Source organism: Alteromonas sp. H02 (genome assembly GCF_059682525.1).
Genome location: NZ_CM185021.1, coordinates 711,744 through 736,077 on the forward strand (window position 1 = coordinate 711,744; position 24,334 = coordinate 736,077).

General features: G+C 50.8%; 20 protein-coding genes. 12 read left to right on the top strand and 8 right to left on the bottom strand.

Going from position 1 to position 24,334, the window contains the following annotated elements; translation table 11 throughout:
* The first annotated feature begins 12 nt into the window (after positions 1-12).
* From mreC to tldD, 7 genes are read left to right on the top strand one after another with little or no spacing between them, the layout of a single operon-like run.
* On the top strand, positions 13-876 hold the full coding sequence (mreC, locus tag AC566Q_RS03185; RefSeq protein WP_499613597.1) for a rod shape-determining protein MreC: 864 nt from the start codon (positions 13-15) through the stop codon (positions 874-876).
* Positions 869-1,348 carry a rod shape-determining protein MreD gene (mreD, locus tag AC566Q_RS03190; protein WP_499613600.1) on the top strand — a complete coding sequence of 160 codons (480 nt, stop codon included), beginning with the start codon at positions 869-871 and terminating at the stop codon, positions 1,346-1,348. Before mreC ends, mreD begins: the two co-directional genes overlap by 8 nt.
* Positions 1,345-1,929: a Maf family protein gene (locus AC566Q_RS03195; protein ID WP_499613603.1), complete on the top strand. Its 585-nt coding sequence runs from the start codon at positions 1,345-1,347 to the stop codon at positions 1,927-1,929. Before mreD ends, AC566Q_RS03195 begins: the two co-directional genes overlap by 4 nt.
* Positions 1,926-3,392, top strand: a complete 1,467-nt coding sequence (gene rng / locus AC566Q_RS03200) for a ribonuclease G (RefSeq protein ID WP_499613606.1) — start codon at positions 1,926-1,928, stop codon at positions 3,390-3,392. The genes AC566Q_RS03195 and rng overlap by 4 nt, the downstream gene beginning before the upstream one ends.
* The gene (locus tag AC566Q_RS03205; RefSeq protein WP_499613609.1) at positions 3,389-7,276 is read left to right on the top strand and encodes a YhdP family protein; all 3,888 of its coding nucleotides are present in this window, start codon (positions 3,389-3,391) and stop codon (positions 7,274-7,276) included. Before rng ends, AC566Q_RS03205 begins: the two co-directional genes overlap by 4 nt.
* On the top strand, positions 7,263-8,096 hold the full coding sequence (locus tag AC566Q_RS03210; protein WP_499613612.1) for a carbon-nitrogen hydrolase family protein: 834 nt from the start codon (positions 7,263-7,265) through the stop codon (positions 8,094-8,096). The genes AC566Q_RS03205 and AC566Q_RS03210 overlap by 14 nt, the downstream gene beginning before the upstream one ends.
* Positions 8,080-9,522, top strand: a complete 1,443-nt coding sequence (tldD, locus tag AC566Q_RS03215) for a metalloprotease TldD (protein WP_499613615.1) — start codon at positions 8,080-8,082, stop codon at positions 9,520-9,522. Before AC566Q_RS03210 ends, tldD begins: the two co-directional genes overlap by 17 nt.
* Here the strand turns inward: tldD and yjgA are convergent.
* Positions 9,519-10,070: a ribosome biogenesis factor YjgA gene (gene yjgA / locus AC566Q_RS03220; protein WP_499613618.1), complete on the bottom strand. Its 552-nt coding sequence runs from the start codon at positions 10,068-10,070 to the stop codon at positions 9,519-9,521. The genes tldD and yjgA overlap by 4 nt on opposite strands.
* A gap of 70 nt (positions 10,071-10,140) precedes the next feature.
* Between yjgA and pmbA the strand changes: the two genes are divergently transcribed.
* From pmbA to AC566Q_RS03235, 3 genes are all read left to right on the top strand, one after another.
* Entirely contained in the window at positions 10,141-11,472 is a 1,332-nt protein-coding gene (gene pmbA / locus AC566Q_RS03225) for a metalloprotease PmbA (RefSeq protein WP_499613621.1), read from the top strand.
* A 149-nt stretch (positions 11,473-11,621) separates the two neighbouring features.
* The gene (locus AC566Q_RS03230) at positions 11,622-12,560 is read left to right on the top strand and encodes a choice-of-anchor A family protein (protein WP_499613624.1); all 939 of its coding nucleotides are present in this window, start codon (positions 11,622-11,624) and stop codon (positions 12,558-12,560) included.
* A gap of 77 nt (positions 12,561-12,637) precedes the next feature.
* Positions 12,638-15,460: a tetratricopeptide repeat protein gene (locus AC566Q_RS03235; protein WP_499613627.1), complete on the top strand. Its 2,823-nt coding sequence runs from the start codon at positions 12,638-12,640 to the stop codon at positions 15,458-15,460.
* 136 nt (positions 15,461-15,596) lie between these two features.
* On the opposite strand, the gene arcA is transcribed toward AC566Q_RS03235, so the two are convergent.
* The 6 genes from arcA to trmB all read right to left on the bottom strand — a co-directional run bounded on the left by arcA (position 15,597) and on the right by trmB (position 21,864).
* The gene (arcA, locus tag AC566Q_RS03240; RefSeq protein ID WP_070178677.1) at positions 15,597-16,304 is read right to left on the bottom strand and encodes a two-component system response regulator ArcA; all 708 of its coding nucleotides are present in this window, start codon (positions 16,302-16,304) and stop codon (positions 15,597-15,599) included.
* A 140-nt stretch (positions 16,305-16,444) separates the two neighbouring features.
* On the bottom strand, positions 16,445-18,040 hold the full coding sequence (locus AC566Q_RS03245) for a sensor histidine kinase (RefSeq protein WP_499613631.1): 1,596 nt from the start codon (positions 18,038-18,040) through the stop codon (positions 16,445-16,447).
* 198 nt (positions 18,041-18,238) lie between these two features.
* Positions 18,239-18,571, bottom strand: coding sequence for a hypothetical protein (locus AC566Q_RS03250; RefSeq protein ID WP_499613634.1), 333 nt, complete (start codon positions 18,569-18,571; stop codon positions 18,239-18,241).
* Positions 18,571-19,995 carry a glycogen synthase GlgA gene (gene glgA / locus AC566Q_RS03255; protein WP_499613637.1) on the bottom strand — a complete coding sequence of 475 codons (1,425 nt, stop codon included), beginning with the start codon at positions 19,993-19,995 and terminating at the stop codon, positions 18,571-18,573. Before glgA ends, AC566Q_RS03250 begins: the two co-directional genes overlap by 1 nt.
* 64 nt (positions 19,996-20,059) lie before the next feature.
* Positions 20,060-21,148: a methyltransferase gene (locus tag AC566Q_RS03260; protein WP_499613640.1), complete on the bottom strand. Its 1,089-nt coding sequence runs from the start codon at positions 21,146-21,148 to the stop codon at positions 20,060-20,062.
* Complete coding sequence (gene trmB, locus AC566Q_RS03265; protein ID WP_499613644.1) at positions 21,145-21,864, bottom strand: tRNA (guanosine(46)-N7)-methyltransferase TrmB; 720 nt, start codon at positions 21,862-21,864, stop codon at positions 21,145-21,147. The genes AC566Q_RS03260 and trmB overlap by 4 nt, the downstream gene beginning before the upstream one ends.
* 136 nt (positions 21,865-22,000) lie before the next feature.
* Between trmB and AC566Q_RS03270 the strand changes: the two genes are divergently transcribed.
* Positions 22,001-22,513, top strand: coding sequence for an NUDIX hydrolase (locus AC566Q_RS03270; RefSeq protein ID WP_499613647.1), 513 nt, complete (start codon positions 22,001-22,003; stop codon positions 22,511-22,513).
* On the opposite strand, the gene AC566Q_RS03275 is transcribed toward AC566Q_RS03270, so the two are convergent.
* Positions 22,502-23,185: an alpha/beta fold hydrolase gene (locus tag AC566Q_RS03275; protein ID WP_499613650.1), complete on the bottom strand. Its 684-nt coding sequence runs from the start codon at positions 23,183-23,185 to the stop codon at positions 22,502-22,504. The two genes, AC566Q_RS03270 and AC566Q_RS03275, sit on opposite strands and share 12 nt — an antisense overlap.
* 99 nt (positions 23,186-23,284) lie before the next feature.
* Between AC566Q_RS03275 and mutY the strand changes: the two genes are divergently transcribed.
* Positions 23,285-24,325, top strand: a complete 1,041-nt coding sequence (gene mutY, locus AC566Q_RS03280; RefSeq protein ID WP_499613653.1) for an A/G-specific adenine glycosylase — start codon at positions 23,285-23,287, stop codon at positions 24,323-24,325.
* The last annotated feature ends 9 nt before the right edge of the window (positions 24,326-24,334 follow it).

Here is a 24,334-nt window from a genome sequence, read left to right on the forward strand (position 1 = left end):
CCTTCTTGCATTATGGATACAATTTTTACCCGAGGTCCCTCACTCAATATCCGGCTGGCATTAGCTCTGGCAATGTCGGTGATGTTGATCGTGCTCGATTTTAAACTCGATGCGTTTTCTACCACCCGGGTATTTCTGAACTCCCTGGTTAGCCCGGTTCAGTATCTGGCTAATTTGCCCGGGCAATTGCTCAATGCCAGCGCCCAACGCCTGACCTCACAACAGGCACTGATTGAGGAAAACGAACAACTCACCAATCGTCTGCTGCTGCAAAACGAAAAGCTACAACGGTTTGAGGCGCTGGAGCAGGAAAACAAAGAACTGCGTCGCTTGCTCGATGCACCGGTGCGTCAGAATATGCGTAAAATGGTGGCCGAATTGATGGCGGTGGACAACACCCCTTACAGTCAGCAAATCGTCATCAACAAAGGCGCCATTGACGGCGTCTACCTGGGTCAGTCGATCCTGGATGAACGAGGTATTGTGGGCCAGGTGATGGAAGTGGGTACCACCAATAGTCGTGTGCTGCTGATCAGTGATGTAACCCATTCTATTCCGGTGCGCTCAATCCGCAATAACAGCCGCTTTATTGCCTCAGGTAGTGGCGCGATCGATGAATTGTATCTTATCCACGTGGCGCACAGTGCCGATATCCGCGAAGGCGATGTGCTGGTGTCCTCCGGGCTGGGAGAAGTGTTTCCGGAAGGTTACCCGGTGGCAGAAGTGATTCAGGTGATTCGCGATGAATCGCGCCCCTTCGCGCAGGTAACCATTGTCCCCCAGGCCCGCTTAAATCGCCTCAAATATCTGTTACTACTGTGGCCACAAACCTCCTCAGAGCCTGATGAACAGGCACCGGAGGCAACCGATGATTAAGGTGCGTCATTATACCATTGCTATCACATTGCTGATTGCCATGGTCTTTCAGATTATTCCGGTACCAGTACAATTAGACTTATACCGCCCGGACTGGGTATTAATTGTGTTGTCTTACTGGGTAATGGCCTTACCACACCGCGCTAATGTGGGGGTTGCCTTTACCAGCGGTCTGGCGCTCGACATTCTGCTTGGCACCGCCATGGGTGTGCACAGTTTTGCTCTGAGTATCTCCATTTACGTGTTAGCGGCTAATTACCAGCGCCTGCGTAATTACTCGGTGTGGCAACAAGCGGTGATTATTGGCGTAATATCGGCGTTGTACCATTCCTTACTGTTTTGGTTACTACGTTTGCTGACCGACGTTACCTTTCGTTTTGAGGAACTGTGGCCGGTGCTGACTTCGATGGCTCTATGGCCCTGGATTTTCTGGTTATTACGTAAAGTCAGACGGCAACTGAGGATTACATGAGTCAGCTTCGAAAACTGGTACTGGCCTCAGCGTCACCGCGGCGCGCCGAACTATTAACTCAGATTGGGGTCAAATTTAGCGTCAGGCCTGCGGACTTAGATGAGTCGCCATTAGCCGGTGAACAGCCCGAAGCTTTAGTAACGCGCCTGGCGGCCGAAAAAGCAAAGGCCGCTGCTCAGGTTCATAATGACACTGATGGCTGCGTGGTGCTGGCTTCTGACACCGTTGTGGTGCTGGATAACCAAGCGTTAGGGAAACCTGCCGATTGTGCCGATGCGACGGCCATGCTGAGTGCACTAAGTGACCGCACACATCAGGTGATGACGGCAGTCAGCCTGCTTGATGATAAAGGGCAAAAAACGATTTGCGTGACAACTCAGGTGCATTTTGGCCCTTTGTCTGCAACACAAATTGCCCGTTACTGGGCGACCGGAGAACCCGCAGACAAAGCTGGGGCTTACGGTATTCAGGGAATAGCCGGCCAGTTTGTAAAATCGATTGAAGGCAGTTACAGCGCCGTTGTGGGATTACCGCTGTATGAAACCGTACAACTACTGCAAGAGTTTGGAGTGATTGAATGAGTGCAGAACTACTGATTAACGTTACACCGTCAGAGTCACGTGTTGCGCTGATAGAAAATGGTATTCTGCAGGAAGTCCATGTGGAACGTCACACCAAACGGGGTTTGGTGGGCAATATTTACCGCGGTAAAGTAAGCCGGGTGTTACCTGGTATGCAGGCGGCTTTTGTGGACATTGGTTTGGATAAAGCGGCATTTTTGCATGCGTCTGATATTGTTATTCATAACGAAGTCGTCGGCGAAGTCTCAACCAGCCATATTGAAAAACATGATATCCGCGATCTGGTTCGCGATGGTCAGGATATTGTGGTACAGGTTGTGAAAGACCCCATTGGCACCAAAGGCGCACGGCTGACCACAGATATTACCATTCCATCTCGTTATCTGGTGTTTATGCCCAGCGTAACCCATGTTGGGGTATCTCAGCGCATTGAAGATGAAACCGAGCGCGAGCGCTTAAAAGAGCTGGTGGCCGAGTTTTGTGACGAGCAAGGCGGGTTTATCCTGCGCACAGCTGCCGAGGGCGTTAGTCAGCCTGAACTGAAAGCCGATGCCGCCTTTTTACGTCGCTTGTGGAGCAAAATTCAGCAGCGCTTAAAGAAACGTCGCTCCCATGTGCTGTACGAAGATTTACCTCTGGCTCGCCGCGTACTGCGGGATTTTGTCGGCACCGAACTGGACCGCATCCGAATCGACTCCAACCTGTCTCATCATGAACTTGGGCAGTTTACCAAAGAATACGTGCCGGAGATGCATACAAAGCTGGAGTATTACCCCGGCGACCGGCCCATTTTTGACCTGTATGATGTTGAAAACGAGATGCAGCGGGCGCTGGAGCGTCGGGTGGATCTGAAATCAGGTGGCTATCTGATTATCGATCAAACCGAAGCCATGACCACCATCGACATCAATACCGGCGCGTTTGTTGGTCATCGTAATCTCGAAGAAACCATCTTTAACACCAATATCGAAGCCACGCTGGCCATTGCCCGCCAGCTTAGACTGCGTAACCTGGGCGGCATGATCCTTATCGATTTTATCGATATGACCAATAACGACCACAAACGCCGGGTACTCAACAGCCTGGAAGCTGCTACCAGTAAAGACCGGGCTAAAATTAACATTCATGGCTTTACCTCACTGGGGTTGGTGGAAATGACCCGCAAGCGCACCCGCGAAAGCCTCGAGCATATTCTGTGCGGCGATTGTCCTGTTTGCAAAGGACGCGGCTCGGTGAAAACCATTGAAACCATTTGCTTTGAGATCATGCGTGAAATAGTCAGGGTAAACCGTGCTTACGATGCCGATATGTTTGTGGTTTACGCGTCGCCCACTGTGGCCGATTATTTGTTGGGAGAGGAGTCTCACATGTTGGCCGAACTGGAAGTATTCGTTTCGAAACAAATAAAAGTACAAACAGAAACCTTATACAACCAGGATAAGTACGATGTGGTAATGATGTGAATCGCCCCCTCTCTGTTGCCGCCTATATTGTTAAAAAACTCTGGCTGTTTTGTGCCATTGTTCTGGTGCTGTTTGCGGTTTTACTTAGCGCTCTGCGCTACACCCTGCCTTATCTTGACGAAGAAAAACAACTCATTGAAGATTACCTGAGTGTCCAGTATGGCATTCAGCTGACTATCGACAGCTTGTCTGCCGTCTGGCAAGGCACGGGCCCGAGCATAGTGCTCAATGGCGTTGAGTTTCAACAAAACGACCTGTCACCGGTAGAGCTTAAACTGGAGCAGGTTTATGTGGAAGTGGATTTCTGGCAAACCCTGCAACAACGGGAGCTTTCGTCCAAACGTTTCGATTTGGTTGGCCTGCACGCCCGGGTGGATACCCAGCGTATGGAAAAGGGCAGTGAAGGGGACTTCCCCATTGTTGAAGCGCTACGCAGCCTGTTTCTCGACCAGTTACAAAGTTTCTCGTTATTGCATGGCGAGGTGACGCTGGTCACGCCGGCCGAAGAAGAGGTTATTGAATTATCCCAGTTGTACTGGGTTAACCGCGACAGCCGCCACCAGGGGCGGGGCGAGATTCGGGTGCAGGATATCGCCAATAACTCGGCCGCTTTTGTCATCGACTTGTACGGCGGTAAATCAGACCTGTCTGGTACCCTCTATGTCAAAGGGGAGTCACTGGACATTTCACCGTGGATCAGCGCTCTGTTACCCACGCGCTCTCCGGTGGAGCGTAGTCGCGGCAATTTTGAGGTCTGGGCGAGTCTGCAGAATAATCATATTGATGCCGTCCAGGTGGAGTTTGACGACAGTGACATCGCCTGGCGACTGGCCGGGGATAATAATATCCTGCAATCGCAGATCCTTGGCGGCAGTATCCAGGCTCTGCCATCGGCAGATGGCTGGTCAGTCAGGGTCGACCAGTTAATTCTGCAAGCCGACAACAATACCCTGGTTACCGATCTGGTCGGGCGTCTGAATGACGAAGGGGATTTAACCATCAATACGGTTAAGCCTATCTCGCTGGCCCCTATCATGGCCCTTGCACCGCTATTTACTGAAGGGAACAGCGGGCAGCTGGTTAAGCAGCTTAACCCAACCGCCGAGCTGGCTACCTTACAGTTACAATGGCAGCAAAAAGCCCTTTCTGTTGCGGCGAAAATATTTGATATGCACTGGAATCAGAGCGGTAAAGTGCCCGGACTCAGTGCCATTGATGGTGAGTTTTTCTGGCACCATGACCATGGCGTACTTGAGCTGGAAGCCAGTGAATCAGAGCTCAGCATTAATAACCTGTTACCGCAGAACCTGACCCTCGACAGAATTCGTGGCCGCGCCTATTTTTACCCTGAATCTGAGGGCGATTGGGTGCTGAGCCTGCATAATATGCAGGTGGAGAGTGAGCTGTTGAGCTTTACCCAGGATATCCGCTATCAGTTTGGCAGTGGTGTACTGAGTGCCGCCATGGAAATTGAGCGCATGGCATTAAAAGACGTGCCGGGGTTCTTTCCGGCCGCCTACATGGGTAAGGGAACGGTTAATTACCTGCAGCGGGCTTTCAGCGATGGTGGTCAGGTACAACATGCCAGCGTACTGTGGTTCGGTAATCCCGCACAATTTCCCTTTGCCGACGGGCAGGGCGTGTTTCAGGCCCGGGTAGACGTCGCTGACGCCGGATTTACTTTTGCACCGGACTGGCCGGCGCTGGCAGATCTTAATATGCGGCTGATGTTTGAAAATGAATCATTAACCATGACCAGCCCCGCCAGTCAGTTAATGGACATCGAACTGTCAGACCTGTACGCACGTATTCCGCGCCTTAGTGGCTCTTCAGTGCTGACCATCGACGCGAAGGGGCAAGGCTCCGGCGAGCAGGTGGCCGCACTGATGCGTAATTCGGGTTTAAAGGATTCACTGGGTAAAATTCTAACTCAGGATGTGGTGGTTAGCGGACCGGTTGCCAGTGAGGTGAAGCTGGAAATCCCCCTGAACGGCAAGAATGTGAAAGCTACAGGCATAGCCCGGCTTGACGGAAACCAGGTTAACGTTAACAGCCTGGATCTTAAGTTTGACCAGGCCAGCGGTGAAGTGGGCTTCTCTAACGCCAATATTTCGATTAACGGTTTGACTGCTTCGCTGTTTGGCCAGCCGGTGGCGTTAGAACTTGCCGGCAATCAACTGAGTGATGAGTATTTACTGGATATTGAACTCAGCGGGAACTGGGCCGCGCAGCCGTTAATCGAAAAGGTCAATCCGGCATTTGCCGACTACCTTAGCGGCGATGCGCAGTGGCGAACAGATGTATCGGTATCACTGGGCAAGGATGGCTTTCAGTATAATGCCAGTATGACCAGCGAGCTGGCTGGCGTTGAATCGCGCCTACCTGCGCCGTTTTACAAAGATTCTATGACAGTGAAAGAGCTCATGGTGTTGGTGGATGGTGATCAGGATGCGTCAGATATTACTCTGAGTGTGGGTAATGATATTAATTTTTCCGGCGTGCTGCCCCATGATACCAAACAGTTTGCCGGTGCCCATCTGGCCCTGGGCAATAGTGATATTGTGGGGCTCGGTACAGGGTTTAGTATTTCTGCGGCCATGCCGGATGTGGATGTAGCCCGTTGGTATCACGTCATTGATTTACTGATTGGTGGGCTGTCGTCAGACGCCGGCCAAACCGCTAAGACCACACAGCGGCCGGGCTACTTCTCGGTACCGCAACGAATATTTGTCGAAGCCGAAAACCTGATTGTGGCCGGCCAGACCCTCACCGATGTAACCATCTCGGCGCGCCAGCAGAGTAATAACTGGTCGCTGAATGTGCTCTCGTCCCAGGCTAAAGCAGAAGTAAAACTGTTTGATGCGTGGCTGGAACAGGGCATCGAAATTGATGCCGATTTTATCCGCCTTGCCGAGTGGCAAACCGATGAAAGTGAACAGGAAAAGGTGGAATATGATTACCAGCCCGATGCGCTGCCTCCCATTCGCTTTCACTGTGATGCTTGTAACCTGCTCGACAGAGATTTCGGAACGGTAGACTTAGAAGTGACCCGCACTGATAACGGCATGTTAATCAACCGCTTTGATGCCACCAACGATTTTGGCGAATTGCGGGCGTCCGGCAGTTGGTTAACGGCTGACAATAACACGTCAGTAACCCACTTCGAAGGCGACATTAACAGTCACAATATAGGCGGGATGTTGTCAGAGTTAGGCGTTAACTCCGGCATAAAGGACTCTAAGGCGAGCATTGAGTTTGTGCTTAACTGGGATAACTCGCCGTTTAATTTCGCCATGGAATCGTTAAACGGAAGTGTGCAAACCGAACTTACCGACGGCTACCTCACCCAGGTAAGCGACAAAGGCTCACGTATCTTTACCCTGTTCAGCCTTAACTCACTGGTCAGAAAACTGAGTCTCGATTTTCGTGATGTGTTTGCCCAGGGCTTTTTCTATGATGATATCAAGGGTAGCCTGGAGATTGTTGATGGGGTGGCAAATACAACCGACACTGTGATCGACGGAGGGGCCGGTGAGATTGAAATCAAAGGTTATACCGACCTTGCCAATAAGACACTGAATTACAACGTTAGCTTTGCGCCCAACGTAACCGGCAACCTGCCTTTGCTGGTGTACTTTATGGTAAATCCGCCAACAGCGCTGGCCGCACTGGCACTGGATCAGGTCTTGACCTCAGCCAAGGTGATCTCTAATGTGAATTATCACATTACCGGCACCATCGATAACCCGGAACTGGAAGAAGTCGGCCGCGATAGCACCGACATTGAGCTGCCGGCGCAACGTCAGCCAGCGCCGCCCGAGAGTATCGATAATGAGCCGGTAGAACCCGCAGAGTCAAAGGAGCCTGTAGATGCAGACAGTTAATCTTGCCGCCCTGCAAATGACATCCGGTCCGGATGTTGATGCGAATCTGGACTTTGTTGAAGCCCAACTGGCAGAAGCCGCATTACCCGCCCATACTGTGGTAGTGCTCCCCGAGTGTTTTGCCTGCTTTGGCACCCGTGACGGTTTCTTACTGACTATCGCCGAGTCACCTGGTGACGGGCCCATACAAGCCCGGCTGGCTAAGATTGCGGCCAGATTCGAATGTTACCTGGTGGCCGGAACGATTCCGGCAGCTTGCGACGACGCACAGAAATTTACCGCTTCCTGCTTTGTGTTCGGCCCGCAGGGTAACACGCTCGACTGCTATCAGAAGATCCATCTATTTGATGCCGCCGTGGCCGATAACACCAAGGCCTACAAAGAGTCGAAGTACACTCAGGCGGGCGAGCGGGTAGTGGTCATTGATACCCCGCATGGGCGAATCGGCGTTGCGGTGTGTTATGATGTGCGCTTTCCCGGCTTGTTCGACGCCATGGGCGATATTGATGTACTGGTGTTACCTGCTGCGTTTACCCAGGTTACCGGTGCGGCGCACTGGCATACGCTATTGCGTGCCAGAGCAATTGAAAAGCAGTGTTTCGTAGTGGCCGCTAACCAAACCGGCACCCATGAAAATGGCCGTGAAACCTACGGCCACAGCGTGATATATTCGCCGTGGGGAGAGTTGCTGGCAGAGCGTGAAACCGCAAAGGGCATCTTGCAGCATGCCGTGTCTCTGACGGACATCAATAAATACCGACAAGCCATGCCTTTGGCTCAACACAATCGTTTCAGGAGTCACTTTGATAAATCAAGTTGAAACTAATTTGCTGGCTGATTCAGGGTTATCCCGACAATCGCTGGATACCGCACTTGCTTCGATTCATTCTCATCAAACCGATTACGCCGACCTGTATTTCCAATCCAGTCAACATGAAAGCTGGGTGATGGAAGACGGCATTATTAAAGAAGGTAGCTTCAATCTGGAGCGCGGTGTAGGTGTGCGCGCGGTAAGCGGCGAGAAGACTGGCTTTGCGTACTCTGATGACATCAGTGTGGAAGCGATTACCAAGGCTTGTACCGCGGCCCGCAGTATTGCCCCCGCTGGTGGCCAGATAAAGGTTGGCACCTTAAGCGATATTACGCCGGCGCCACGGTACGCGGCTGATAACCCTATTCTGGCCATGGCTGAGGCGGAGAAAATTGCCCTGCTGAGAGCCGTAGACGGCTATATCCGCAAACAGGACAGCAGCATTAATCAGGTAGTAGTGTCACTTAGCGGCGTATATGAAGAGGTGCTGGTGGCTGGCAGCGATGGTACGCTGGCTACTGATATTCGCCCTTTGGTGCGTCTTAACTGCTCAGTGCTGATGGAAAATGGTGACCGCCGTGAACGCGGCAGTGCCGGTGCCGGTGGCCGGCACACTTATGCATTCTTTACCCGTCAGGAAGATGGTCGTCCGTTTTACGAACAAATCGCCGATGATGCATTGCATATGGCCAGAGTCAACATGCAGGCAATAGCTTCACCAGCCGGCCTGATGCCAGTGGTGCTCGGCAGTGGCTGGCCGGGTGTGTTGCTTCACGAAGCGGTTGGCCATGGCCTTGAAGGTGACTTCAACCGCAAGGGTGCTTCAACCTTTGCCGGCCGTATGGGCCAGCAGGTGGCCTCTAAAGGTGTTACGGTGGTGGATGACGGTACCCTGGATAATCGCCGTGGCTCGTTAACGGTCGATGATGAAGGCACACCAACAGCGCATAATGTGCTGATAGAAGACGGTATTCTTACCGGCTACATGCAGGACAAAATGAACGCCCGTCTGATGGGCGTTAAACCTACCGGGAATGGTCGCCGCGAGTCCTATGCCCATTTACCGATGCCGCGCATGACCAACACTTATATGCTTGGTGGCAAGTATACGCCGGATGAAATTATCAGCTCGATTGATAAAGGCATTTACGCGCCAAACTTTGCCGGCGGACAGGTGGATATTACTTCTGGTAAGTTTGTGTTCTCCAGTGCCGAGGCCTATTTAATCGAAAACGGTAAAATTACCGCGCCGGTGAAAGGCGCTACGCTAATTGGTAATGGCCCGGAAGTGATGCAAAAGATCTCCATGATCGGCAATGATGTTGCGCTGGATCGTGGCGTTGGGGTATGCGGTAAGGATGGCCAGAGCGTGCCGGTAGGCGTGGGTCAGCCCACCTTAAAAATAGACGAGCTAACCGTCGGCGGGACCAGTTAATCCTGGTCCAGCATATGTTCTTTAAGATATTGAAATAACTCGCGATAAGCTTTTGGTGGCGCATTTTTACTGCGCTCCTTAGCGATAGAGCGATGGAACTGCCGGAGTTTTTGGCGCTCCAGGGTCGGGTGCTCATTGAGAGCCTCCTGGATGGCATCGTCGCCTCGGTCGGCAATCGCATCGCGGGTTTTTTCTAATTGATGGAAGCGTGCATTTTGCGCCTGGTGCTGGTGTTGCAACTTGGCCAGGGCTTCTTCAATAGGTGTTAAATCGCGACTGCGCATTAACTTACCGATAAACTGTAACTGGCGGCGAAAACCATCTTTTTTACGGTTTATTCTGCGGGCCAGTGTTACGGCATCGGCCAGTTCATCATCCATAGGGATGGTTTTAATATGCGCGTCAGACAAATTTACGAGTTGCTCGCCAACCTGCTGACGTAAGGCAGACAGGCGTTTAAGCTCAGATTTACTAACGAATTCATCGTGCTCGGGATAGCTGTCGTCGTTATCCCAATTCGCGTCATCATGCTGACTTGGGTCGTTCATTGGACTCTCGTTCATAACTGATAATAGTGGATTGTAGCCATGAACAACGGACATTTATAGCGAAACTTCTATGCAGATCGAACAACAACTAGCAGAAACTCAATCGAAAGTGGCTGATACGCTTAAGTTAGCGCTGAAAAAAGGCGCTACACAAGCCGAGGCCAGCATGTCGAAGGTTGAGGGAATTTCGGTTTCCTCTCGCTTACGGGAAGTGGAAAATATTGAGTTCACTAACGATGGTGGTCTGGGGATCAGCGTTTACGTGGGGAAGCATAAAGGCAGCGCCTCAACGGCTGACCTCAGTATGGAGGCCTTAGCACTGGCGGTTGAGAAGGCCGTGGATATTGCTAAGTATACCAGTGAAGATCCTTGTACCGGACTGGCGGATGCTGAGTTAATTGCCACTGAATTTCCTGATTTAGACCTCTATCACCCCGTTCCACTGGATCCCCAGCAAGCTATTAAGACTGCCGTGGCAGCTGAGTCGGCAGCACTGGATTATGATCCCAGGATCACCAATTCCGATGGAGCCAGCTATAACGCCAATATGGGTATGCGGGTGTACGGTAACACCCATGGCATAAACGCAGGGTATACCAGCAGTCGTTACAGCCTGAGTTGTATGGTGATCGCCAGTGACAACGACGATATGCAACGCGACTATGCTTATACGGTTAGCCGGGATGCCAGCAAGCTGGACTCAGCGGAAGCGGTAGGACTGGAAGCAGCGCAATGCACTGTGGCCCGCCTTGGCGCTCAGAAAATTAAAACTGCCACCGTACCGGTGTTAATTGATAAGCAACTGGCTTCCAGTTTATTTGGCCACTACGTTGGTGCCATCAGCGGCGGTTCGTTATATCGCCGGTCTTCATTCCTGCTCGACAAGCTCGGCAGTCAGGTATTCCCTGAGTGGCTGAACATTGTTGAGCGTCCGCATATAAAAGGTGGACTGGCCAGCAGTAACTTTGATCACGAAGGCGTGGCCACCAAAGACATGACCATCGTCGATGGCGGTAAATTATCGACCTACCTGTATACCAGCTACTCAGCCCGTAAACTTAACACTGTGTCTAACGGTCATGCTGGTGGTATTCACAACTGGATTGTCAGTGATTCCGGTCAGTCAGACGCAGAGCTGCTGAAAACCATGGACACAGGTTTGTACGTGACTGAAATGATGGGGCAGGGCGTTAATATCGTAACCGGCGATTACTCCCGTGGCGCCGCGGGTTTCTGGGTGGAAAACGGGGTGATTCAATACCCGGTACACGAAGTGACCATTGCCGGCACTTTGCAGGAAATGTTCGCCAATATTGTTGCCATTGGTGCCGAACGTGATGCGCGGGGAAGTGTTAGTACCGGTGCTGTGTTGCTCGAAAAAATGAAAATTGCCGGGGCGTAATTGCCGACTCTATTGTCGGCATCTTTTACACTTTAGGGGAACTGGTCTGCTCTCTTTGTCATAATGTACTACAAAACAAAGAGTTAACTTTGTGGTTTGCATTTTGCATTAGGCTGACTAGTCCAACCCATAATGAAAATTTGAATAAAATGAAAATGTTAAGTCGTATTAGTGGTCTCGTTTTATGTGCTTATGCTGCATCTGGCTTTGCCTCAGTAGATAACGTTGGTACTTACAACTTAATATTGAAAAACGATCTGAATACGTCCAGCGATATTGAAGGGCGGATCATGATTGGTGGTGATATTAATATGGCTGGCAAGTCGCTGGATGTCGGAAGCCGAATTCCGGCCGATCCTCTGGTTGATGCAGTAACCGTCCTTGGTGATATCACTGCAAACGATGTTAAAACGCAGAACGGGAATATCGTTTACGGTGGCAGCGTGGGTTCAACCACTCTGATTAACAACGGCACCGGCAGTGCTTTCCAATTGGCTCAGGGCTTACTGCAAACTCGCTTCGATGACATCTATCAAAGCGTGATTGATGACAGTGACTATTACAAGACGTTAACCGCAAACGGTACGTTCAATACATCAGACATGAACAAAAAACTGTTTGAATCATCCAGCAGCGACGATTTGCTGGTGTTTAATATTAGCGGTAATGATTTACAAAGCGGTGGCCTGGAGTTTGGTTTTACGCCAAGCGTACCGATGATCATTAATGTATCAGGTAGCGGCACACTGAATATCAATGCGAAAGCACAGGGCAACTTCGACAAGAACACAGTTTCACCACTGGTGCTTTGGAATTTCTACGACTACACCGGTCTTAACTTTAATGGTGATGGCTGGAATGGCTCAGTATTGGCGCCTTACGCTGATATCACCAGCTATACAGGTAGCCTGGATGGTGGTATCGCCGCACTGTCTTATACAGGCGGTGTAGAAGTTCATAATAAACTTTTTACCTACGAACCCCCGCAGGACGAACAAACGCCAGTATCAGCGCCTTCAGCAGCAGTCTTGTTGTTTGGCGGAGTGTTGTTAGTCATGCGTCAGCGTCGTAAGCACGCCGCGGTATGAATTACCCGGGCTCATCCGTGAGGCACGGGTGAGCTATTGTCTGCCGAATCCTTCCAGATGTTCCAGGTTAGCCGCTTGTGAGTTGTATTAATGTGACCGGACGTTTATTTTTCGCTGCTTTGTGTTGGTGTAGTTTTCTTGCGCAGGGGCTGGCGCAAAGTCAGCAAGCCGAAGCTGTGGTGATTGACTGCGAGAAAGCAGAGTTTGCTTACCTTGATGGTAATTCCGAAGAAGCGCTGATTTACCTGAAACGATGCCGTCAGCAACTCCCTGATTACCTGCCCGCACTTACCCTTTTGGCCAAAATACAAACCGAGTATGGCCGTTATAACCTGGCTGTGGATACCTTCCAACAAGCCCTGGAGCAAGGGGCTGACGCTGAACTATTCGCCCGTGAGTGGTCACGGTCACTGATTGCAGCAAGACAGTTTGAATCGTTAATCAGCTTTACCGGTTTTAAGGCGTTTACACCAACTATGCGTGCAGACTGGCTCAAACAACGTGCAGTGGCTTGTCGGGAAACTAACAATGACAACTGCGCCAGGGAAAGTTACGCCGCTCTGCAGTTGCTGGGGGAAGAGCTCGAAGCCGCACTGGGCTTTGCCGAGTTGGCGATTGAGAACAAGGCCTGGCAGGAAGCAGAAAAGCAACTTGAGGTAGCGGCCTCTATGGCACGCAACGATATACGGGTATTGCTTGCCAGCGGGCGTTTAGCGCTTTATCAACAACATTATGACGAGGCGTTTGCTTTTGTGGATAAGGCCTCGGTACTTGCACCACAGGATCCGCTGGTGTTACGCACGCTGGTAGACGTTTATCTTGCAGCGAATCAACGCGCAGAAGCGGCCAATACGCTGGACCTTATCCTTAGCCTTACCCCGGAAGATCCTTTCGCCATGTTGGTGCGCAACAGTCTCAACCCAACTGACAAATACGCCGAAATCCTCGCAAATTATAAAGCGCGTATCGAGCAACTGGATAAAACCACTAAGGCAAATAATCAGACCCTGTACTATCTGGAAGGCTTAGTTGCTTATCAGTCCGGGAGTTACGAACAAGCCCTCAAGGCATTCACATTTTTAGTCAAAGAGCGGGCCTTTTACCCGCAGACATTAACGCTGCTGGCCAGAACGCATGTTGCTTTAAAGCAACCCGGACAGGCGATTGTTCTGCTGGACCCAGCGCAGGATACATTGCTGGCAGAAGCGCCAAAGTCCATGGCGCTGCTGATTGAACTGTTTATCGAAGACGGTAAGGTATTTAAAGCCCTGCCGGCCTGGCGCAGTTTTGCCAACCGGTATCCACAGCGCCTGGAAACCGGTTTACTGGAGGTCAAAATTCTGTTTGCCAGGGGTATGCAAGACCGTGCAATACAACGACTCGAGCAATTGCAGCAGAGCTTTCCTGAGTCGGAAGAAGTAGCCCGCGTATCAGCTGTGGCCCTGAGTTTCGCCGGCGATTACGCAAAAGCGCTCAGAGTGGTGGAACAGCAATTACAACACTCAGCACAAACGCCGGTGTGGCTTAATTTTAAAGGTACTTTGCACCTGATGTCGGGAGACGCCGGTAATGCCAGAATGGCATTTGAAAAGGCGCTGAGTCGTGAGCCCAACATGGTACCGGCTCAGGCTAACCTGGCCTGGCTGGATTTTTACCAGGGCAATAAAAGCTCAGCCTTGCAAAGTGTTGAGGAACTGGTGGCGCAATATCCCGCCCAGCTGCCATTGCAACAAATGTATGCCGGCATGTTACTCTCGTCTGGCCAGACAGAGTTGGCCCAACAACGTTATGAATCTTTGTATAAACAGGACGGTACCGAACGTTCAGTGATTGAAAGCCTGATAGCCATCTATCAGCAAGAGGGTAATACGGCGGGTGCCATCAAAATGCTTACCAGGCTTATTGCACTGGAGCATGATACTGCCAGAAACCTGCTTAGACGAGCGCAGCTGTATGTGTCTCAACAAGAGTCTAATCGGGCTGACCTGGATATCTACAAAGCGCTGCCGCTGAGTAACGGTGATGCCACCTTGTTGCTGGGGATTGCCAATATAAGTATTCAGTCAGGTAATCAGCGTCTGGCGGTTAAGTCATTGCAACAGGCCCGGTTGATTAATCCTGATGATCCCTTACCGCCTGTAAAACTGGCCGAGTTATACCTTAATCAGAATCAGACTGAAGAGGCTGGAAAGGTACTTCAGGCAGCGTCTGATATGAACAATATCCCAGAATTATGGTTATTAAAAGGACGCCTTGCAGAGCAGCAGGGCCAGGCTGTTAAGGCCAGCGAATACTACCATCATGCCTTACGGTTAAACCCTGAATTTGAACTTGCCTATGCCAAACTATACGGTTTAACCCGGTATGATATTGGCAAAGAAGCGTTCGAAGAGGCTCTTAAAAAGCGTGTCGCAGCGGCACCGGATAACGTATTCAGCCGTAGTTTGCTGGGCCAGTATTATTATTATGAACAGCGTTTCAGAGAAGCTGAACCTCACTATGAACAGCTTTACCTGACTGCGTCAGAGGATAGTAAGAAAGCGGGTTACGCGCGCCGTCTCGCCCAGTTATATTTTCATTTTGATCCGCAAAAAGCTATTGAGTATGTGGCTGTTGCTGAGGCAATTAATCCGGCTGATCCTTATATACTGCCGTTAAAAGGCTGGGGGCTGGTGCAACGTAACCGCATGGAAAGCGGCCTTAAACTGTTACGTGAGGCATATACCCGCAATGGTCAGGATGATGATACACAATATTTTCTCGCTCATACCCTCAACGCTCTGGGCATGCGTGAAGAAGCACGCAAATTTCTTACGCCGTTGGTAGACACGCAGGCACCATCAAGCTATCCCCTGGAGATTCAGCAATTACATCAGCTGCTAATGACTGAGCCTGACTGAGTTCATAGAGCAAAGGAGTTTTGGGGGCGGTCGCACCAGGAAAGAATGATGTAGTAAATCGCAGACACTAAAACAACAGCAACAAGCTAATGCCTGTGCTGTTGTCCCAGTACGTAAATGAGCGCTTTGGGGTGTTTTAGCTGTCTACCGAACCACAGAAGCGATAGCCTTCACCGTGAATGGTGACGATCAATTCTTCTTCATTTGGCTCTGATTCAAAATGCTTACGAATACGGCGAATGGTAACATCCACGGTACGGTCGTTCGGACGCAGTTCACGGCCGGTCATTTCCATAATCAGCTGTTCACGGGTAAGTATCTTACCCGGGTTGCTCAGGAACAGGTGTAAAGCACGGAACTCACTGCGTGGCAGGCGGAATTCATTACCGCTTGGCGCAATCAGAGAGCGGCTGTCGCCGTCCAGAGTCCAGCCGTTAAAGCTAACACGGCTTGGTAAATCATCGTCTTCAGTGCTGCTGGTGGTACGGCTCAGCAGGTTGCGTGCGCGGATGGTCAGCTCACGTGGGTTGAATGGTTTGGTGAGATAATCATCTGCACCAATTTCCAGACCCAGGATACGATCCACGTCGTTATCGCGACCCGTTAAGAAAATCAGGCCAATATTTTTACGGTCGCGTACTTCGCGAGCCAGAATCAATCCGTTTTTACCAGGCAGGTTAATGTCCATGATAACCAGATTGATTGTGTGATTTTCAAAAAAATCATGCATTTGTTCGCCGTTTTCGGCTTCGAAAACGTTATACCCTTCGGCTTCAAACAAACTTTTCAATGTGGTTCGGGTGACCACTTCATCTTCTACAATTAATATGTTGGGCGTCTGCATGTTCACACTCTATTTACAAAAATTAGTACTCTGTACAAAGTTTATCAGATTTTATTGTTATCGATCTTTTTATCTTGCAAATTAATTGCCACATTCGTAAAAGTACGCTTAAGGGCAGGTTAAGTCCAAGAAAAAATGTGTTAAATAACGGTTTTATGGTTTTTTACTGTTACCGGGAACGTTAGCGTAAACTCAACGCCGTTTCCTTCTTCGCTTTCTAACTTTATATTGCCATTAAGCGCCTGAGTTACCAAGTTAAATACTAGATGCATCCCTAATCCGGAGCCACCCTGGCCACGTTTTGTTGTAACAAAGGGATCAAAAATACGCTTCTTGATGCTGGCCGGTATACCGCTTCCGTTATCCTTGTAAATTATTTTCAGTTTTTGCTCTTCCGTCAACCTAGCTATGACGTCAATTTTGCCGTTTTCAACCGTTTCGAAGGCGTGGATCAGTGAATTCATGATTAAATTGATCAAAATCTGATTTAACGGCCCGGCTTTACACATAACATTCAGTGTTTCAGGGCAATCAATATTAATGGTATGAGTGACCTTTTTCAGCCGCGGCCGCATCGACATCAGGGTTTCTTCAATCAACTGCTTAACATTGACTTCCCGGGCTTCTTCACTGGTTTGATCCACCGCTACCTGTTTAAAGCTCGAGATTAACTGTGCGGCCCGGTCGAGGTTGCGATAAATAATATTCAGGTTTTCCCGGCTTTCATTGATAAAGCGCTCCATGGCACTGGCCTTGAGTGTTTTATCCCTAAATTGCTGGTCGATAACCGCCAGCCGGTCGAGCATCATGGTCGAGGCTGTAATGCCCAGTCCAATGGGTGTATTTACCTCATGGGCAACACCTGCCACCATATCGCCGAGTGATGCCATCTTTTCATTTTCCACAATCTGGCGCTGAAATTGATGCAGCTTCTCCAGTGTTTGAATCAGTTCGCCGTTCGCACTCTTCAGCGCGACTGTACGTTGATTGACTTCTTCTTCAAGGCGGCTGTTGAGGGTTTGTAACTCCCGTTCGGCCTGCTGTTGTTTGCTGATATACTCCTCAACCCGCGACAGTAAAATGTTGATGGAATCGAGCATATGGTCGTACTCGCGGACATTGCTGGCTGAGAATCTCAGGGAGTAATCGCGACTGCGGGCAACCTTCTGCAACATCAGGTTGGTATCCTGGATCGGATTAGCCAGCATCTGGCCGTATTTGAGCGCAACCAGAAAAGCGGCAATGATAATCAGCACTATTGTGGCCACTTGCACCATTCGGGTGCCACTGACGTAGCTGAAAAATGATTCGGGTGACATCCGCACGTACACATAGCCAAGGGTTTGTTCTTCTATGTTGATGGGGCGGATAATTTCTATTACCTGGTTATCTTCGTCTAACCGGGCGGTGAAGTAGCGCGCCATGTCATTAATCTTACTCTCGGCAGCAGTACTGGTTGATTTGGTATATAACGCGAGCATTTGCGGTGTCTGCCCGTTGATCAGAGCACTGTAAATATGCGCGTTTAATACGTCCGGAAAACTATCGAGCCCTTGCAGCATAGTGGCGAGCTGATCACTGCGGGTCATCTCTTCGTCTAAGTCGGTGGGGGTGACAGCCATGATGGGACGCACGTTACTGGCTACCATATCGGCCAGCGAACGCACGTTTTGTAGCAGTTGCTCTTTAACCTCTGCGTGTTGCAGATAGTTTGTCACCAGGGTGGATAACAACATAGCGCTGCCCGATACGACAATAACAAGCCATATCATGATACTTTTGATCGATAGTCTGGCGGCCGACAGCGACATGAGAAGGTTAAATAAGCCCACAAGGATTAGTCATTTAATAGTGGCTCATAAAGGCTAAAAAATAAAGTATTGCGGGAGTTTAAAGGTGTGGTTTTGGGTTATAAAAGCCCTATTTATGCCAGACTACTGGTTATTTTCTGCCGCCCAGTCTGGTGCCGGTATTGTCAATAGCTGAAAAAGTGCCTGCGGTGGCAGTGCATACTCGCGTGCTATGCTGGTAAAGGCAGCTTGCTGGCGGCTGGCCGGTAAATCGGTGAGGTCGGATAAACACAGGCACACCATTGAGCCCTGATTAATGGCCAGTGACGGCACCGCAACCCGCGCTACCCGATACAGGGTGTGCGGGCAGGCCGTTTGTCGCTCCGGCGCCTGAATGCATTCCTCAGGCACCTCGGCCCACCCTGCAGGACTCGCCAGGGCAAAGGCTGCTAACAGTAATGATGCCCATCGTGACATTAATGGATGCTCTGGTATAGCGCCAGGTATTGTTCAGCGGCTTCCTGCCAGGTAAAGCGCGTGTGCATGCCCTTTTGCTGCATGGCCCGGAAAGTCACCGGACATTCGTAGTAAGCTAATAGCGCACGGCGAATACAGCTGAGTAAGGCCTCGCCGCAGGGGTCTTCAAATACAAAACCGGTTGCCGTATCAGGAGAGTATTCGGGATCGACCACGGTATCTTTAAGGCCTCCCACCGCGCGCACAATGGGCACAGTACCGTAGGCCAGGCTGTACATCTGATTAAGTCCGCAAGGCTCAAACTGAGAAGGCATTAAAAAGAAATCCGCGCCAGCTTCAATCAGGTGGGCATGTTCGGTACTGAAGCCGTTAATAAAGGAGAACTGCTGGGGATGTTGCTCGGCAAACTCGCCAAGATCCTGACAAACCCTGGGATCGCCAGTACCAATAATCACCAACTGCAGTTTGTGTCGAATAAGGCGGTCGAGGATGGGGATAAGGTAACCAAACCCTTTTTGTTCGGTGAGGCGACATACCATACCAAATACCGGCACGTTAGGCTCTTCCGGTAAGCCGGATTTACGTTGCAGAGCCTGCTTACATTCGGCCTTGCCAGTAACATCATCAGCGTTGAAGTGGGCAGGTATATAGGGGTCTGTCATCGGATCCCACTGACTGTAATCACAGCCGTTTAAAATACCGGATAGGTCATTACTGCGCTGCATCAGCCGGTCGTGCAGGCCATGACTGCCCAGGTCGGTGAGGAGCTCAGAGGCATAATTAGGACTTACCGTGGTAATTTTATCTGCGCACTCGATGGCAGACTGCAAAAAGTTAATGTAGCCGCCATGGACCTGCTCAAAGATGGCCGGGTGATGACGCAGGTACGGAATTTCTTCTATGCGGTGCACACCCTGAAACGCGGCATTGTGAATGGTAAATACCGAACGGGTGTTGCCGAAATAGCCGCTGCGATCGCTGCGAAGTAAAAACGGCAGCATGGCAGTATGCCAGTCGTGACAGTGGATGATATCCGGTGCCATGCCAAGCGCCTGAATAGCACTTAAGACGGCACCACAAAAGAAACTAAACCGCTCGCCGTTGTCGTGATAGGCCTCATAAGCACTGTTATACAGACCTTCCCGGTCGAAGTATTCCGGATAGTCAATAAAGTAAACGTCGATACCGTGCCAGTTAAGCTGGCGAACGGCATAGTGGTAAACCTTACTTTCGGCAAACAGGGTCTGGCTGCTACAGGCTTCAGAAAGTGAGAATTGCTCGGCAATTGCCCGGTAATAGGGCATAAATACGCTAACGGTATGCTCGGGCGATTTCAGTGCCAGAGGCAGCGCTTTGCCCACATCGGCCAGGCCACCGGTTTTAACCAGCTCTTCAACTTCAGAAATCGCAAAAACAATGTTCACACTACTCTCCAGCGTTTAATTTGATGCTTTACACAAATTATCACACAAGACAGGGATTTAAACGCTAACTTTGTGCAAAATACACAGAAAATCGATTGTCCTGGGTGAGCACTGATGGGCTTGAAAACTGTTCCGCGAGCAATTCCGCATAGGGTAAGAAGCGGTTGGCGACCAGATAGAGTTTTCCCTTTGGCTGCAGATGTTGCCGGGTAGCCTGAATAAATTCTCGGCTGATGCGGTAATCGGTTTTAACTCCGGTATGAAACGGCGGGTTTGTTACAACCGTATGGTACTTGGCGCTGACACCCTGCAGTGTATCGGTGGCGATGATAACGCCTTGCTGATTATTCTCATGCAATGTGTGGGCGCTGCACCACAGTGCCAGAGCACTGACATCCAACAGTTCCACGCTCGCCTTACTGCCGGCACTTAACAAATAGCTGGCGATTACTCCGGCACCACAAGCAAAGTCGAGAACCTTGCCGGACACCGACGAGGGCAGTTTATCCAGCAACATGGCAGTGCCGGCATCCAGCTCGCGATGAGAGAATACGCCGGGTAAGGAACACACGGTCCACTCAATACCGTTACGGCTGTAGGTATCGCGGCTCATATAATCGTTAAGCGTAAACGGAGCAGGCGTCTGGTTGAGATGACAGGTTAACCAGCTGCAATGGCGGGCAGAGTCTATTTTATCTACATCCCCATAAGATTGAATGGTTTTACCGGCACTTTTAATACCACCCCGATTTTCACCAATCACGTGTACACGGTTACCGTCGCCTGCCAGCGCAGCCGCCATGGCCATCAGCATCGCCAGATGCGCTTTGGCTTTGGGCATAAAAATCAACACATCAGTAATCGCATCTACATCGCTAATTGCTGGTGCAAAGGTATGTGTGTGATTGCCAGTGGTGGCGGTGAGGGCGAAGTTACTGTTATTGCTAATCAGGTCGCGACTGTCAAAACGGGCCGCTTCAGTGCGCCGGGCACACTGTTTAAATACATCGTAATACTGATGCAAAACGGTGAGTTTTAGCTCACCTAAGGCGCTGAAAAGCGCTGCATCGTCGGGATTGATAACCAGCCAGTTGCCCTGCTCAAACTGCTCTTCGTTACGCAGTATTAACTGGCTTTGCGGTGACAGGCTCATGCTGTGCGCTCGTAAATCAGATCCCAAACGCCGTGGCCAAGTTTCTGGCCGCGTACCTCAAACTTGGTGGTGGGGCGGTAATCAGGGCGCGGTACGTAATCACCCTCAGCAGCAGTGTTAGTGTAACCCTCTGCTGCGTTCATGACCTCAGCCATGTGCTCTGCGTAGGGCTCCCAGTCTGTGGCCATGTGGAATGAGCCACCAACAGCCAGTTTGGTGCGAACTAATTCAGCAAAGTCCGCCTGCACAATACGGCGTTTGTGGTGGCGCTTTTTATGCCAGGGATCGGGGAAAAACAATTGCAGGCGATGCAGGCTGCCATCCGGGATCATGTTTTTAAGCACTTCAACGGCATCGTGTTCCATAGCGCGCAGATTCTCTACGCCAAGTTCGCCGGCATCCGCCAGACAAGCACCCACACCCGGGCGGTGAACCTCGATACCAATAAAGTTTAGCTCAGGGGCTTCATGGGCCATGGTGACCAGTGACTTACCCATGCCAAAACCGATTTCGACGACTACCGGCGCCTCACTGCCAAATACTGCTCCAAGATCCAGCGGCGCGTTTTGGTATTCGATACCTTTAGTTGGCCAGAATGCTTCCAGCGCGCGGCCCTGGGCTTTAGTTAAACGCCCTTCGCGCTTTACAAAACTCTTTACTTTACTGATATAAACGCCGGCCGCTTCGGCTTCGGCCTGGGAATTAAATTTTGCCATGATAGTCTGTCACCTGTTAATTGCCGCGGCATTATCCACGACGCGTACAAAATTGCAACGGTCTGGCGTGCAGCCACGACGGGTCGCTGGTTGTATGATAGCGTAAACCTGGCTCAAACGAATGGAAACTCACTTAATGTCAGCTCACTTTTGCCCTCAATGCGGCCAGCAGGCTCTTACCAGTCAGGACAACAACTGTTATCAGTGCAGCCACTGCCAGTTTGAAGTGTTCCGTAATGTGGCTGCAGCGGTAGGCGGGATTCTGGTGTATCGGCAACACATGTTGCTGGTAAAACGCAGTAAAGCCCCGGCTGCCGGAGAGTGGGATTTGCCGGGCGGATTTGTTAATCCCGATGAGTCGGCCGAACAGGCGCTGCGCCGTGAGTGCCGGGAAGAAACCGGCATCGACCCTGGCCAGTCATTGCAATACCTCGGGGCATGGCCGAATCAGTACCCGTATAAAACACTGGTATACCCAACCATGGATATCTTTTTCGCTGCCGAATTACACAACAAGCCTGACTGCGAAGTGGATAACAGTGAGGTAAGTGGCTTTAGCTGGCGGCCATTATCTGACTGTGCAGAGCTTAAACTGGCGTTTCCCTCTGCACAGCAGGCCCTCAAGCGTTACCTTAGTTTAAGCCAATAGCTCGTTGAGCAGCGCCGCCACACTTGCTGGTTGTTCCAGCATCATCATATGACCGCTGTCTTCAACCGGCAGCAACCGGGCACCGTTAATTTTTTGCTGAGCGGTTTGCATCGCCGGGAATGGTGCCACTGCGTCCTGACGGGCGGCAATTAAATTTACCGGGCAGTTGAGCTGGCCGAGCTTAGCAGTGAGGTCTTTTCTGGGTGTGGTGCTTTGAACATGCGCCCGTAATGTCGCCGTGCCTAAATCGCTGGCCATATCGGTGAGTATTGGCAGTATCTCATCACTGTGTTCTGGTAGCATCATGTTAGCCAGATAGGCTTTAGCTGTGACATCCACCTTGCCGCCTTTTAACTGCTCAAGTAAGGTTTTACGCCGTTTTAACTCCCGGTCTGATAAACCGGTAGGGGCATAGCCCATCAGCGTTAACGAGGCGACTTTATCCGGATAGGTAAGCGCCCACAACGCAGCGACATAGGCCCCCATAGAATATCCAATCAGGTGATTTTTACCGTCCGGGTCGGTGCGGTCGCTGGTGAGCGCTAACATTTCTTCTAAACTATTTGCCCACTGCAGCGGTACATATGCACGGGCAGAAAGACTGAGTTGCTTCCAGACGGGCAGCCACACACGCTCATCACATAGGGTACCGGGTAAAAAAACGTATCGCATGAAACGCTCCTGGGAAAAAGTTGGTCAGAGCCTATCAGGCTCTACGGGATTGGTGCAATCACTGTTACACTGCGCCGCAGTAATTGGGAGTAAAAAGTTGTGAATTCATTTTCTACACGGGTATTAAACTGGTTTGACGAACATGGTCGTAAGCATCTGCCCTGGCAACAGGCCATTTCTGCTTACCGGGTTTGGGTGTCTGAGATCATGCTGCAACAAACGCAGGTGACAACGGTGCTCCCGTATTTTGAGCGCTTTATGGCGCGTTTCCCCACCGTGATAGAGTTGGCCGAGGCGCCGCAGGACGACGTGCTACATCTGTGGACGGGCCTGGGGTATTACGCCAGAGCACGTAATCTCCACAAAGCGGCGCAGCAAATTGCTACACAATATAATGGCGAGTTTCCGCCTACTCTGGATGAGGTAGTAGCGCTGCCGGGTATTGGCCGTTCCACGGCGGGGGCCATTTTATCCATCGCCTGCGGGCAGTCACACCCTATACTCGACGGTAACGTTAAGCGTGTACTGGCTCGTTATTATGCCGTGGAGGGCTGGCCCGGCAAGCGTCAGGTAGAAGAACAGCTCTGGCAGTATGCTACGCAGAATACGCCGGACGAGCGCACCAATCATTACACCCAGGCCATGATGGATTTAGGTGCGATGATCTGTACCCGGAGCAAACCGGCCTGCGATCGCTGCCCGTTACAAAGTGATTGTATTGCCTATGCGCAGGGGAATCAGACTGACTACCCGGGCAAAAAGCCGAAAAAGACCCTGCCAGTAAAAAGCACTGTGATGTGGATCCCGTTTTACCAGGGCAGTGTGCTACTCAGGCAACGCCCGGCAACCGGCATCTGGGGCGGGCTCTGGAGCTTTATTGAAAGCGAAGACGCTGATAGCGTGCCAAAGGATGTTGCGCAGTTCATCGGTAGCGAATTCGATGCACAGCTGCTTACGCCATTCAGACACACCTTTAGCCACTATCATTTAGATATTCAGCCTAAGCTGTTACATTGCGAGTCGTTAAGCGCGGTGATTGCCGAGACGGGTCACAGCTGGGTGTCGTTACATAAGCCATTGCAATTGGGCGTGCCTACACCGGTAAAAAGACTTCTAACTGATTTAACGAAACAGTTATAATCACAACAA